Origin of the sequence: Stenotrophomonas nitritireducens (assembly GCF_001431425.1) — a bacterium.
GTDB classification, from domain to species: Bacteria; Pseudomonadota; Gammaproteobacteria; order Xanthomonadales; family Xanthomonadaceae; genus Stenotrophomonas; species Stenotrophomonas nitritireducens.
In genome coordinates, this window is sequence record NZ_LDJG01000008.1 from 146,088 (window position 1) to 157,725 (window position 11,638).

An 11,638-nucleotide genomic window follows, 5' to 3' on the forward strand; every position below is an offset into this window, starting at 1 on the left:
CGGGTCCGGGTGCCGCCGTCGCGCAGGCCGGCGTGACGGTGCCTTCCTTCGCCCATCCGTTCCGGTGCCTGCCCGGAGAGTGCCGCCGTCAGCGGTCCGTTCCCGGCCTCACGCCCAGTCCGACAGCGCGATCTTCAGCTCCGCCGCGAAGCCCTTGGCCGAGGACAGGGGCACCGTGAATACGTTGGGAGCCTGCTGGCTGATGCCGATGGCCCTGGCCTTGGCGCTGTCCAGTTCGGCCTGCGTCTTCGGGCCGCCGGCCCATTGGTCGTCGCCCCAGACATAGCGCAGCCGCCAGCCGTCGCCATCGGGCTTGGCGAACAGCACCAGCGTGTTGCGGAACAGGTACTCGCCGGGGATGTGGTTCTTGAGGAACAGCGCGCCATCGACCTCGTAGCCGGCGTTGCACACCGCCAGCTCGATGGAGAAGGCGATCTCGCTGCCGGCGGTGATGCGGCGGCTGTCCAGGAACACCGAGAACAGTACCGGCGCGCGCGCGTCGCGGCGTACCTTGCCGTCCGCGTCGAAGATGTCGCTGTATTCGCGGCGCACCGCGCACTCGTTGGCCTGGGTGCGCGCGGTGAGCTCGTAGGTATAGGCGCCGCGCGGCGCCACGGTGGCCTCGATGTAATACGAGGAACGCACCTGCTTGCCACGCTTGCGCGCGGCCTCGACTTCCGGCGGCAGGGCCAGCGCGGTGATGTCCAGCTGCGCGGTGGCGCAGATGTCGCCGAACAGGAAACGCGACAGGTTCTGGTAGCCCTCCTCGGAATTGACGATGCCGAAGTAGCCGCTGTGGCTGCGGTTGACGAAGGCCCGCGGCGCGCCTTCGACATACGCATTGGCGATGCGCACCAGGCCGTCGCTGAGCGCGCCGACCGCGAATGAGGACAGGCCGCGCGCCACCGCGTAGTCGCGGCTGTTGGTGCCGATCAGGCAGAACATGCGCTCGGGCGGGAAGCCGGAATCGCCGAGCGTGTTGACCTTGTCCCTGGGCACCTTCAGGTAGCGCGCCATGTTGCCGCGGTTGAAGTTGTTCATGTCGTTGGCCGACAGCAGGTCGGGCACGTTGATGCCTGCGATGTCGATGCCGTTGTGCGGCGTAGCGTAGGTGAACACCTTGTCCACCAGTGTGCGCGCTTCGGCGCCGGCGACCTCGGGGTTCTGCAGCAGGCAGCGGCAGATCAGCCCGCCCATCGAATGCGCGACCAGGTACACGCGGAAATCGCGGCGCTGGCTGGCGTTGTTGCCGCACACGCTGTCGCGCAGCTCCAGGATGCGCCGGCCCAGGCTGGCGGCGGCATCGGTGATCGACGGCGCCTTGCCGTCGCCGAACGCCGGGTCAGCCACGTCGTAATAGCGGTGGATGACGATGCTGCGCGGCGCGATGCCGCTGCGCAGTTCGGCGCCGCCGTCGTAGACGTCGCGGTACCCGTAGTCCTTCATCAACCGCACCAGCGGCGACTCGAACACGAACTTCAGCACCGAGCCGTCCTGCGCCTGTCGGATCTTGGTGGAGCCAGCTTCCAGGCCCATGTAGGGCGTGGAGGTGGTCTCGACGATCTCCGAGCGGGTCATGGCGTAGCCGCGCACGTAGATGATCGGGAAGAAGGGGCGTTCGATCCTGTCCATGTCCGGCTCCGCGGGAAGGGAAGGCGATGCTTGGCCATTGTGGTCGCATCCGGGGCGATCGGCGACCGGGCGTGGGCTAGCGGCAGGGCGGTCGGGCTGTGTAGCGCCGGGCAGGGCCCGGCGGGGCTCGCCCGGTAATGCTCCAGCGGGGCGTTGCCCCGCTCTACAGGGAGGTGGGGTTCTGTAGCGCCGGGCGACGCCCGGCGGGGCTTGGCCGGGGATGCCCCAGCGGGGCGTTGCCCCGCTCTACAGGGAGGTGGAGTTTTGTAGCGCCGGGCGACGCCCGGCGGGGCTTGGCCGGTAATGTCCCAGCGGGGCGTTGCCCCGCTCTACAGGGCGCGGTCTGTGGGGCTGCGATCCAGCTGGCGGTAGCCGATGGCCTCGGCAAGATGCGCGCGTTCGATGGGGGCACCGCCAGCCAGGTCGGCGATGGTGCGGGCCACGCGCAGGATGCGGTGCATGGAGCGGGCCGACAGCTGCAGGCGTTCCATCGCCTGTTCGAGCATCGCCTGGTCCGGGCGGGCCAGGGTGCAGTCGCGCAGGGTCTGCCCGGGATCCAGCCGGGCATTGGGTTTGCCCGCCCGCTGCAACTGGCGGATGCGGGCCTGCGCCACACGCTCCCGCACGGTTGCGCTGCTTTCCCCGGGCGGCGCATCGCCGTGCAGTTCGGCCGGCGCCAGCCGTGGAACCTGCAGCTGCAGATCGATGCGGTCCAGCAGCGGACCGGAGATGCGGGCGCGATAGCGGGCGATCGCGTCGCCGGAGCAGCGGCAGCGTCCGCTGCGGTCGCCGGCCCAGCCACAGGGGCAGGGGTTCATGGCGGCCACCAACTGGAAGCAGGCGGGAAACTCGGTGCTGCGTGCCGCGCGCGAGATGGTGACCACGCCCGATTCCAGCGGTTCGCGCAGGACCTCCAGGGCCTGTCGTTTCCACTCGGGAAGTTCGTCGAGAAAAAGCACGCCGTTGTGGGCGAGCGATACTTCGCCAGGTCTGGGGAGCGAGCCCCCGCCGACGAGCGCCACCGCGCTGGCCGTGTGGTGGGGAGCTCTGTATGGCCGTTGCCGCCAGCGCGCCGGGTCCACGCCATGCCGGCCGGCCGAGGCGACGGCGGCGGTTTCCAGCGCTTCGGCCTCGCTGGCTTCGGGCAGGATGCCGGGCAGCCGCGAGGCCAGCAGGGTCTTGCCGCAGCCGGGCGAGCCGACCAGCAGCAGATGGTGTCCGCCGGCCGCGGTGATTTCCAGCGCGCGCCGTGCCTGCGCATGGCCGCGCACATCGGCAAGGTCCGGGAGTGGAACCGGTTCCGTGGTGGCGACCTGCGCGTCCGGCAGTGCCTTCTCGCCGGACAGCGCGGCGCAGACTTCCAGCAGGGTGCGCGCGACCTTGACCGTCGCCTGCCGGGCGAGCGCGGCTTCGTCCGCGTTGTCCGGTGCCACCACCAGGGTGCGCTGTTCGCGCGCCGCGGCGAGGGCGGCCGGCAGCGCGCCATCCACGCCGCGCAGTTCGCCGGTCAGTGCCAGCTCGCCGATGAACTCGTGGCCCGCCAGCGCCTGCCGGTCGATCTGCCCGCTGGCGGCGAGGATGCCGAGTGCGATGGGCAGGTCGAAGCGGCCCCCCTCCTTGGGCAGGTCGGCCGGGGCCAGGTTGATGGTGATGCGCCGGGCCGGGAACTCGAACTGCGCACAGAGGATGGCCGCGCGCACGCGGTCGCGCGATTCGCGCACCGCCGCTTCCGGCAGGCCCACGATCTGGGTGCAGGGCAGCCCACCGGAGAGGTGCACTTCGACCCGTACCGGCGGCGCATGTACCCCGGCGCGGGCGCGGCTGTGCACCAGCGCCAGGCTCATGGCCTGCGCCTCAGGCGTCGCTGGCGGGGCGCTTTTCCAGTGCGGCGACGGCCTGTTCGAGCGCGTCCAGCTTCTCGCGGGTACGCAGCAGCACCGCGCGCTGTACCTCGAACTCTTCGCGGGTGACGAGGTCCAGCCTGGCCAGGCCGGCCTGCAGGGCGCTCTTGAAGGTGGCCTGCAGTTCCTCGCGCGATTCGCGCAGTCCCGGTGGTACCAGGTCGCTCAGGCGGCGGGCCAGCGCATCGATGTGGTTCAGGTCGATCATGGGAAGTCTCCGCAGGGCAGGCTGGCAGGTTAGGCGCCGCCCGCAAACGCGGCCATCGGGCTCTTTTGCGTGGGGACGTAAGGATAATCCCCTGGTGCCCGCGGCGGCACGCCGGGCCTGCCCGGTCGGGGCCGGGCAGGCTATCCTTCACCGGCACACCGACAGGGAACCGACCGATGAAAATGATCATGGCCATCGTCAAGCCGTTCAAACTGGACGACGTGCGCGAGGCGCTTGCCGAGCGCGGCGTGGCCGGCATCACCGTCACCGAGGTCAAGGGTTTCGGCCGCCAGAAGGGCCATACCGAGCTGTACCGCGGCGCCGAGTACGTGGTCGATTTCCTGCCCAAGGTGAAGATCGAGGTCGCGGTCACCGATGCCCAGGCCGACGAGGTGGTGGAAGCCATCGTCAAGGCCGCCGGCACCGGCAAGATCGGCGATGGCAAGGTGTTCGTCTACGACCTGGGCAGCGTGGTGCGCATCCGCACCGGCGAGCTCGACGCCGACGCGCTCTGAGCCAGGGCGGCCATGGACGGCGACTTCGGTCGGCGCCTGCAGCGGGCGCTCGTGCTGCTGGACGGCAAGGGGCTGCCGCGCGGTACCTCCGCGCCGTTGCTGTACCGGTTGCTGTGGAAGCTGGGCTTCCGCGTGCCGCCGCCACCGATGGCGGGCTTCGCCTCCACCGCCCTGCTGACCGGCGCCTTTTTCGGGCCGGTGTGGGGCCTGGCGATGTGGCTGATGATGTGGCGCCGTTCGCAGATGCCGGTGGGCATGGTGTTGTTGGCCATGGTGCTGGCGGGCGTGCTGTTCGGTCTGACGATGGGACTGCATGGGCGCAGGAATGCGCGCCGGCGCGGCATTCCGCTGTGGCGCGATTTCCAGGGCTGATCCTGCCGGGCAGCCTGGCGCAGTGAGGTGTGGCAAATGAAAAACCCGCGTCGCCGCGGGTTTTTTCTGGACGAAGACCGGGCTTCGCCCCCCAATGTCCTGGCCACGAAAGGCGGGCGGGCCAGAAGCGGCGATCTGGCGTGATGGCTCTTTGCAGGAAGAGATCATCGGGACGAGGCGACCGCATGCCGGGAGGCATCGGCATACCTCAATCGCTGCTCTCCCCGGGTTGTTTATCCGCCTCCATTTCCTTCAACGCCGCATGGGCGCTCTGGCTGGTCGGATCCAGCTTCAAGGCGGTCTGATAGCTTTTGCGCGCCTCATCCAGGCGCCCCGCCGCCCGGTACGCCTCACCGAGACTGTCGTGGGTATTGGCCGAGCCGGGATACGCTGCCACGCCCCATTCGAATACTCTGACCGCCTCGTCCTTCCGGCCAGCGCGAAGAAACTTGTAGCCCAGCGCGTTCAAGGCCTTCTCGTTGTGGTCGTAGTCGTCGCGACGCGGCCCCAGGCCTTCATAGGCCGCGGCCATGGCCGGGAGCCCCTGGCGATAGGCGATCGGGGTCAGCAGGTCGTCCAGGCTCCGCTTTGCCGGTTGCATCGGCTTGCCGTTGAGAACCTCCATGAGGTCCTGGCCCATCGCCACCACAAGCGAACCCTGCCAGAAGTTGTCGAGGATGATGACGCAGTCCTCATGCGACTCGGACCGCAGGTAATAGCTCTGGTAGCCCGGTACGCTGCCGGTGTGGGAAACAACCTGCAGCGTGGCGCCATCGGGCAAGGTCCAGTCATCGACGTTCCATCCGAATCCATAGCTGGAGGCCTGCACGGTCAGCATCTTCCGCCGCGTGTCATGGTTCAGCAGGCGCTCGCCGTACAGCGCCCGATCGAAGCGGTAGAGATCATCGACCGTGCTGTAGATTCCCGCCGCCGCGAACGACACGCTCGGGTCGATCCACTGCGGGTGCACCAACGTGCCTTCCGCCGTGCGGGTGTAGCCTTCGGCGAGCCGTTCCTGCACCGACCTGCCGTTGAAAAGACCACTGGAAGCCATGTCCGCCGGGGCGAATATCCGCTCCTGCAGGTTGTCCGCAAGAGACCGCCCCGTGGCCTGTTCGATCAGCAGGCCGAGCAGGAAAAAGCCGTTGTTGTTGTATCGCCACTGCTGGCCCGGGTTTTCCAGAAGCGTCGGTCTGATCCACTCCCGCGCGAAGTCCATCGGCGCATAGCTGCGGCGTGCGGCGGTCTGCCACCACGGGTCGGTGTAGCGCCCGGGGATGTCCGCAAGCCCCGAGGTGTGGCTGAGCAGCTGGGCCACAGTCACCGCCGCGGCGGGCGTCCCGGCATAGAGCGCCGGCAGGTATTCGCCCAGTGTCCCCTCCAACCGCAGCTCGCCCTGCTGGATCAACTGCATCGTGAGCGTGGCGACCAGCGGCTTGCTCAGCGAACCGACCCGATAGCGCCCTTCCACCCGGTTGGGCGTTGCCCATTCGACGTTGGCTTGGCCATAAGCGGCGCGCAGCAGCACCTGGTCTCCCCGCGCCACCAGCACTGTCCCGTTGAATCCACGGTGATCGGCGTAGCTGTCGACCAGGCGGCGCAGTTCATCGGCAGTAGGAGGTTGCTTCGCCAGGGCGACTGCGCTGCACATCAGCAGGACGAAACCACACACCCGGGCAATGGGACGCATCGACTGACCTCAATTGGCGAATCCGCCTGAAACTATCTCTTGACTACATATGTAGTCAATGGGTCTTCGGCGCCGCTCGAGAGCCGCTTGGGGCGAGGTACTGGGCTGTGCGGGGTGAGGGCTGCGCCCGGCAGGGGAGTGGATCCGGGTGGGGGCGTGGGGTACCGGAAGAACAATGAAAACCCCGCGCCGGTGGCCGGCGCGGGGTGCGGTACGGTACAGCGATGCAGTGCGGGCTTACTCGCCCAGTGCCTTGGCCACGAACGGCGGGCTGACCAGCACGCCGGTGTGCAGCGGGGCGGTGTAGTACAGGGTGTCGAAGGGCTTGGCGGCCGAGTCGGCCTCGCGGAAGCCGAAGCCGAAACCGGCCTGCTTGCTGGCCACGGTCACCGACCACCAGCCGGTCGGGTAGCACGGCTGCGGGAACGGCAGGGTCTTGAACGACTGGAAGCCGGCCTTGCCCATTTCCGTGCGCATGTCCTTGATCAGGTCCAGCAGCGCCAGCGGCGATTCGCTCTGCTGCACCAGCAGGCCGTCATCCTTCAGGGCGCGGAAGCAGCTCTCGAAGAAGGCCTTGTTGAACAGGCCCTCGGCCGGGCCGACCGGATCGGTGGAGTCCACGATCACCACGTCCACGCTGCTCGGGGCGCAGTTGGCCATGTAGGCCACGCCGTCGTCGAACAGCAGCTCGGCGCGGGCGTCGCCGTTGGATTCGCACAGTTCCGGGAAGTACTTCTCGGCCATGCGGGTGACCTGCTCGTCGATATCGCACTGGGTGGCGCTCTCCACGCCCGGGTGCTTGAGCACCTCGCGCAGGGTGCCGCAGTCGCCGCCGCCGATGATCACCACGCGCTTGGGCGCCGGGTGGGTGAACAGCACCGGGTGGCTGATCATCTCGTGGTAGAAGAAATTGTCCTTGGTGGTCAGCATCATGGCGCCGTCGATGACCATCAGCTTGCCCCAGTCGGTGCTGTCGTAGATCTCGATCTTCTGGAACGGCGACTGCACCTCGTCCAGCTTGCCGGTGATGCGGAAACCGATGGCCGAGCCGGTCGGCTGGAAGTGTTCGATGAACCAGTTTTCGTTGGTGGTCATGGGGGATCCTGAGTGCTGGGGGCCGGCCTTCTCCGGGCGGAAAAAGCGGCCACGAAGGAAAGGATGCGGCCGGGTGGAGCCTGCCACGGGCAGGTTTCATCCGGGCTGACGTCCAGGCCGATCGTTCTCCCCGGGTAGAGGGGAGGTGGCGCGGGCGCGGATTGTAACGGACCGCCGCCCCGCAGGCGTTAGAATGCGCGCCTGCGCCGCACTGGCCCGACCGTTGCGGCAGACGATGAACGCGTCGCCACGCGCCAGATACAGTAAATAGCCATGACCCTCAGCTGTACCTGGTCCCTCGACCAGGCCCGCAAGACCTATTCGATCCCGCACTGGTCCGACGGTTATTTCGACGTCGATGCCGCCGGGCATGTCGTGGTGCGCCCCACCGGCGCGCAGGGGCCGGCCGTGTCGTTGCCGGAAGTCGTCGATTCGGCCCGCGCCGCCGGCGCCAAGCTGCCGCTGCTGGTGCGCTTTCCGGACATCCTCGGCCAGCGCCTGGGCAAGCTGCAGGCGGCGTTCGCCCAGGCCCAGTCCGATTGGGACTACGCCGGCGGCTATACCGCGGTGTATCCGATCAAGGTCAACCAGCACCAGGGCGTGGCCGGTACGCTGGCCTCGCACCACGGTGAGGGCTTCGGCCTGGAGGCCGGTTCCAAGCCGGAGCTGATGGCGGTGCTGGCGCTGTCGCGCCCGGGCGGACTGATCGTCTGCAACGGCTACAAGGACCGCGAGTACATCCGCCTGGCCCTGATCGGCCGCAAGCTCGGCCTGCAGACCTATATCGTCATCGAGAAGCCGTCCGAGCTAAAGCTGGTGCTGGAGGAATCCAGGGCGCTGGACGTGAAGCCGGGCCTGGGCGTGCGCATGCGCCTGGCCTCGCTGGGTGCGGGCAAGTGGCAGAACAGCGGCGGCGACAAGGCCAAGTTCGGGCTGTCGCCGCGCCAGCTGCTGGACCTGTGGAAGTCGCTGCGCGACACCGAGTACGCCGATTGCCTGAACCTGCTGCACTTCCACATGGGCAGCCAGATCAGCAACGTGCGCGACATCGCCAACGGCATGCGCGAGGCCACCCGCTACTTCGTCGAGCTGTCGCGGCTGGGCGCGAAGATCAGCCACGTCGACGTCGGCGGGGGCCTGGGCATCGACTACGAAGGCACCCGTTCGCGCAGCTACTGCTCGATCAACTATGGCCTGAACGCCTACGCCAGCAACATCGTGCAGCCGCTGGCCGAGGCCTGCGAGGAGCACGCGTTGACCCCGCCGCGCATCATCACCGAGTGCGGCCGTGCGATGACCGCCCACCATGCGGTGCTGATCGCCAACGTGTCCGAAGTGGAGCAGGCCGCCGAAGGCCGCATCCCCGAGGCGCACGACGACGAACCGGCCGCCGTCCGCCACCTGCGCGAGATCCACGGCGAGCTGGACCAGCGCCCGGCGGTGGAACTGTTCCAGGAAGCACAGCATTTCCACGCCGAAGGTCTGAGCGCCTACGCGCTGGGCCAGATCGACCTGCCGCAGCGCGCGCGCATCGACGACCTGTTCTACGCCATCGCCAACGGTGTGCGTGCGCGCCTGAGCTATGACGAGAAGAGCCATCGCCCGGCGCTGGACGAACTGAACGACCGCCTGGTCGACAAGTACTTCGTCAACTTCAGCGTGTTCGAGTCCATTCCCGACGCCTGGGCGATCGACCAGGTGTTCCCGATCATGCCGATCCAGCGCCTGGACGAGCGCCCGCAGCGCCGCGGCGTGATCGCCGACATGACCTGCGACTCCGACGGCATGGTCAAGACCTATGTCGAGAACGAGAGCCTGGACAGTTCGCTGCCGCTGCACGCCGTGCGCCATGGCGAGAGCTACCGCATCGGCTTCTTCCTGGTCGGCGCCTACCAGGAGATCCTCGGCGACATCCACAACCTGTTCGGCGACACCGATGCGGTGGAAGTCACGGTCGATGACAGCGGTTACCGCATCGCCCAGCAGCGCCGTGGTGACACCACCGACGTCATGCTCGACTATGTCGGCTACAGGCTGGACGACCTGCGCGCGGCCTACCGCCAGCGCGTGGCCGCCGCCAACCTGCCGGCCGCACGCGCCGCCGAGCTGGACGCGGCGCTGGAAGCCGGGCTCACCGGCTATACCTACCTGTCGGACGAGCCGCTGGGCTGAAGGCAGGTCCCCGGCGAGGCTGCGGCAATCGCTGCAGCCTCGATGGCACCGGGACGGTCGCGTCGGTGGCAGCGCGCCGTCTGATCGCCGCGCGGCGCGCTTCATTCCGGCCTGAGCGCCCGTTCACCGCCCGGGTGGCAGCGCACGGGCGATGGCGGCATCAGCTCCCGCGCGCGACCTGGAAGCCGGCGAACGACTGGCTGACCGGCATCAGCTCGAGGCGATTGATGTTCAGGTGCGGTGGCAGGGTGGCGACCCAGAAGATCTGCTCGGCGATGTCCTGTGCGGTCATCGGGTTGGCACCCTTGTAGAGCTGGTCCGAGGCGGCCTGGTTGCCATGGGTGCGCACCAGGGTGAACTCGGTCTCGGCCATGCCCGGTTCGATCGCCGTCACGCGTACGCCGGTGCCGTGCAGGTCCGCGCGCAGGCCCAGCGAGAACTGGCTGACGAAGGCCTTGGTGCCGCCATAGGCGTTGCCGCCCGGGTACGGATGGATGGCGGCGGTCGAGCTGATGTTGATGATCGCGCCGCGGCGCTCGATCAGCTGCGGCAGCAGGCGATGGGTGAGGGTGACCAGCGCGGTGATGTTGGTGTCGATCATCGTGCGCCAGTCTTCCAGGCTGGCGTGCTGGGCGGCGGCGGTGCCCTGTGCCAGCCCTGCGTTGTTGACCAGCAGGTCGATGTCGCGGAATCCCGCCGGCAACGCCGCCAGCGCCGCTTCCATCGCCGCGGTGTCGCGGATGTCGAAGACTGCCGCGTGCACCGTGTCCGCACCGAACTCGTCCATCAGCGGTTGCAGGCGTGCGGCGCGGCGGCCGGTGGCGATCACTTTCCAGCCGGCACCGGCAAAGCGGCGCGCCGCAGCGGCGCCGAAACCGGACGTGGCGCCGGTGATCAGGACGGTCTTGGACATGACGGGTTTCCAGGGAAAGGGGCTGTCGATTTTCGCACCTTCGCGGGCCACCGGCGCCGGTGGATGCAGGACATGACCGACATGGCGCATTCCGCCAAAGCCCCAGCAGGGCAAGCCCCGCACCTGCGCAGGCAACCGGAGAAACAGCCCTCTTGAGTCAAGGGGGCGCGCCGACAGGCGCGGGGATGTGGAGGTAACGGACACGGGGCCCAAGGTTTGCTGTGCAAACCTTGGGGTAATTCCGCCTTCGCGGAATTACTGCGCCTTGATCGCCATCGCCTGCAGGCCGCTGCCGTCGAGCTTGGCCTTGGCTTCGGCCAGTTCGCTGGCGGTGCCATAGGGGCCCATGCGCACGCGGTAGACCGTGTTGCCGTTGATCTGCGCCGATTCGACGCGTGCGGCCAGGCCCATCATCGCCAGTTTGGCCTTGGTGGCCTCGGCGTCGCCGGAGGCACCGAAGGCGCCGGCCTGCAGGATGTAGCGGACGTTGTCGTTGCCTGCGGTGGCGACGCTGGCCATCGCAGCGGCGGCTTCAGGCTGCTTCTGCGGGGGCGTCGCCGCTGCCGCGGGGGCCGTGCTGGCCGCCTGCGCGGTGCGGGCCGGGGCCGTGTCGGCGGCCGCCGTCTGCTGGCGTGGCGCTTCGGTGATGGGCGCGGGCAGGGGGGCGGCGGCCGGCGGTACCGCACGGCCTTCCAGCGCGGCCTGTGCGCGCTGGGCTTCGCTGGTCTGCGCCGTACGCGCGGCCTGGGCGCGGCGCTGTTCCTCGGCGCGGGCGCTGGCGGCCAGTTCGGCGTCGGACATCTGGACTTCCTTGCCCGGCAGCAGGGTGTAGAAGTCGTACTGGGTCGCAGCCGGCTTTTCTGCCGGCTGCGCTCCCGTGCGCGCGGCCGGACGCGGCAGGTCCGCACCGGCGTCGATGTCGGCATCGGCGACCGGCGCCGGCTGCGCGTCCGGGTTGGGCTGCGGGCCCACCCGCAGGAAGCCGTCGCCCTCCTTCTTGAACAGATTCGGGGCGGCCAGGAACACCACGGCCGCGATCGCCGCGCCGGCGACCAGCCATACCCAGCCGGGCGTCCCGTTGCCGCTGTTGCGCCGGGCCTGGCTCTTGCCGCGTCGTGCTGCCATTTCTGCTGCTTCTCC

Annotated in this window: 10 protein-coding genes; 3 read left to right on the forward strand and 7 right to left on the reverse strand. The window is 68.7% G+C overall.

Annotated features, from left to right (window positions below; genetic code table 11):
• Positions 1-108: 108 nt before the first annotated feature.
• The 3 genes from ABB22_RS07095 to ubiK form a co-directional block, all read right to left on the reverse strand.
• Positions 109-1,632: a lipase family alpha/beta hydrolase gene (locus ABB22_RS07095; protein WP_055773010.1), complete on the reverse strand. Its 1,524-nt coding sequence runs from the start codon at positions 1,630-1,632 to the stop codon at positions 109-111.
• Positions 1,633-1,961: 329 nt separating this feature from the next.
• Positions 1,962-3,476 (reverse strand): YifB family Mg chelatase-like AAA ATPase, encoded by a 1,515-nt coding sequence (locus ABB22_RS07100; RefSeq protein WP_055773013.1) that lies wholly within the window; start codon positions 3,474-3,476, stop codon positions 1,962-1,964.
• A 10-nt stretch (positions 3,477-3,486) separates the two neighbouring features.
• A complete protein-coding gene (ubiK, locus tag ABB22_RS07105; RefSeq protein WP_055773016.1) occupies positions 3,487-3,741 on the reverse strand; it encodes a ubiquinone biosynthesis accessory factor UbiK in 255 nt (84 codons plus the stop codon).
• 176 nt (positions 3,742-3,917) lie between these two features.
• Here ubiK and ABB22_RS07110 point away from each other — a divergent pair, with 176 nt between their 5' ends.
• Entirely contained in the window at positions 3,918-4,256 is a 339-nt protein-coding gene (locus ABB22_RS07110; protein WP_054662546.1) for a P-II family nitrogen regulator, read from the forward strand.
• A gap of 12 nt (positions 4,257-4,268) precedes the next feature.
• Entirely contained in the window at positions 4,269-4,628 is a 360-nt protein-coding gene (locus ABB22_RS07115) for a DUF6404 family protein (RefSeq protein WP_055773019.1), read from the forward strand.
• 208 nt (positions 4,629-4,836) lie between these two features.
• Here the strand turns inward: ABB22_RS07115 and ABB22_RS07120 are convergent, their stop codons facing one another.
• Together ABB22_RS07120 and speE are read right to left on the reverse strand one after the other, a co-directional pair.
• Positions 4,837-6,318, reverse strand: a complete 1,482-nt coding sequence (locus ABB22_RS07120; RefSeq protein ID WP_057505125.1) for a serine hydrolase domain-containing protein — start codon at positions 6,316-6,318, stop codon at positions 4,837-4,839.
• A 237-nt stretch (positions 6,319-6,555) separates the two neighbouring features.
• The gene (gene speE, locus ABB22_RS07125) at positions 6,556-7,413 is read right to left on the reverse strand and encodes a polyamine aminopropyltransferase (RefSeq protein ID WP_055773025.1); all 858 of its coding nucleotides are present in this window, start codon (positions 7,411-7,413) and stop codon (positions 6,556-6,558) included.
• Positions 7,414-7,686: 273 nt separating this feature from the next.
• Between speE and speA the strand changes: the two genes are divergently transcribed.
• Positions 7,687-9,585 carry an arginine decarboxylase gene (gene speA / locus ABB22_RS07130; protein WP_055773028.1) on the forward strand — a complete coding sequence of 633 codons (1,899 nt, stop codon included), beginning with the start codon at positions 7,687-7,689 and terminating at the stop codon, positions 9,583-9,585.
• A gap of 160 nt (positions 9,586-9,745) precedes the next feature.
• Here the strand turns inward: speA and ABB22_RS07135 are convergent, their stop codons facing one another.
• Entirely contained in the window at positions 9,746-10,498 is a 753-nt protein-coding gene (locus ABB22_RS07135; RefSeq protein WP_055773031.1) for an SDR family NAD(P)-dependent oxidoreductase, read from the reverse strand.
• A 255-nt stretch (positions 10,499-10,753) separates the two neighbouring features.
• Positions 10,754-11,623 carry an SPOR domain-containing protein gene (locus ABB22_RS07140; RefSeq protein ID WP_055773034.1) on the reverse strand — a complete coding sequence of 290 codons (870 nt, stop codon included), beginning with the start codon at positions 11,621-11,623 and terminating at the stop codon, positions 10,754-10,756.
• Positions 11,624-11,638 lie beyond the last annotated feature (15 nt).

Excerpts from the sequence above, each read along its gene's own strand:
- speA (WP_055773028.1), top strand. The coding sequence starts at position 7,687 with ATGACCCTCAGCTGTACCTGGTCCCTCGACCAGGCCCGCAAGACCTAT.
- ABB22_RS07110 (WP_054662546.1), top strand. The coding sequence starts at position 3,918 with ATGAAAATGATCATGGCCATCGTCAAGCCGTTCAAACTGGACGACGTG.
- ABB22_RS07140 (WP_055773034.1), bottom strand. The coding sequence starts at position 11,623 with ATGGCAGCACGACGCGGCAAGAGCCAGGCCCGGCGCAACAGCGGCAAC.
- ABB22_RS07120 (WP_057505125.1), bottom strand. The coding sequence starts at position 6,318 with ATGCGTCCCATTGCCCGGGTGTGTGGTTTCGTCCTGCTGATGTGCAGC.
- ubiK (WP_055773016.1), bottom strand. The coding sequence starts at position 3,741 with ATGATCGACCTGAACCACATCGATGCGCTGGCCCGCCGCCTGAGCGAC.
- ABB22_RS07095 (WP_055773010.1), bottom strand. The coding sequence starts at position 1,632 with ATGGACAGGATCGAACGCCCCTTCTTCCCGATCATCTACGTGCGCGGC.
- speE (WP_055773025.1), bottom strand. The coding sequence starts at position 7,413 with ATGACCACCAACGAAAACTGGTTCATCGAACACTTCCAGCCGACCGGC.
- ABB22_RS07100 (WP_055773013.1), bottom strand. The coding sequence starts at position 3,476 with ATGAGCCTGGCGCTGGTGCACAGCCGCGCCCGCGCCGGGGTACATGCG.
- ABB22_RS07115 (WP_055773019.1), top strand. The coding sequence starts at position 4,269 with ATGGACGGCGACTTCGGTCGGCGCCTGCAGCGGGCGCTCGTGCTGCTG.
- ABB22_RS07135 (WP_055773031.1), bottom strand. The coding sequence starts at position 10,498 with ATGTCCAAGACCGTCCTGATCACCGGCGCCACGTCCGGTTTCGGCGCC.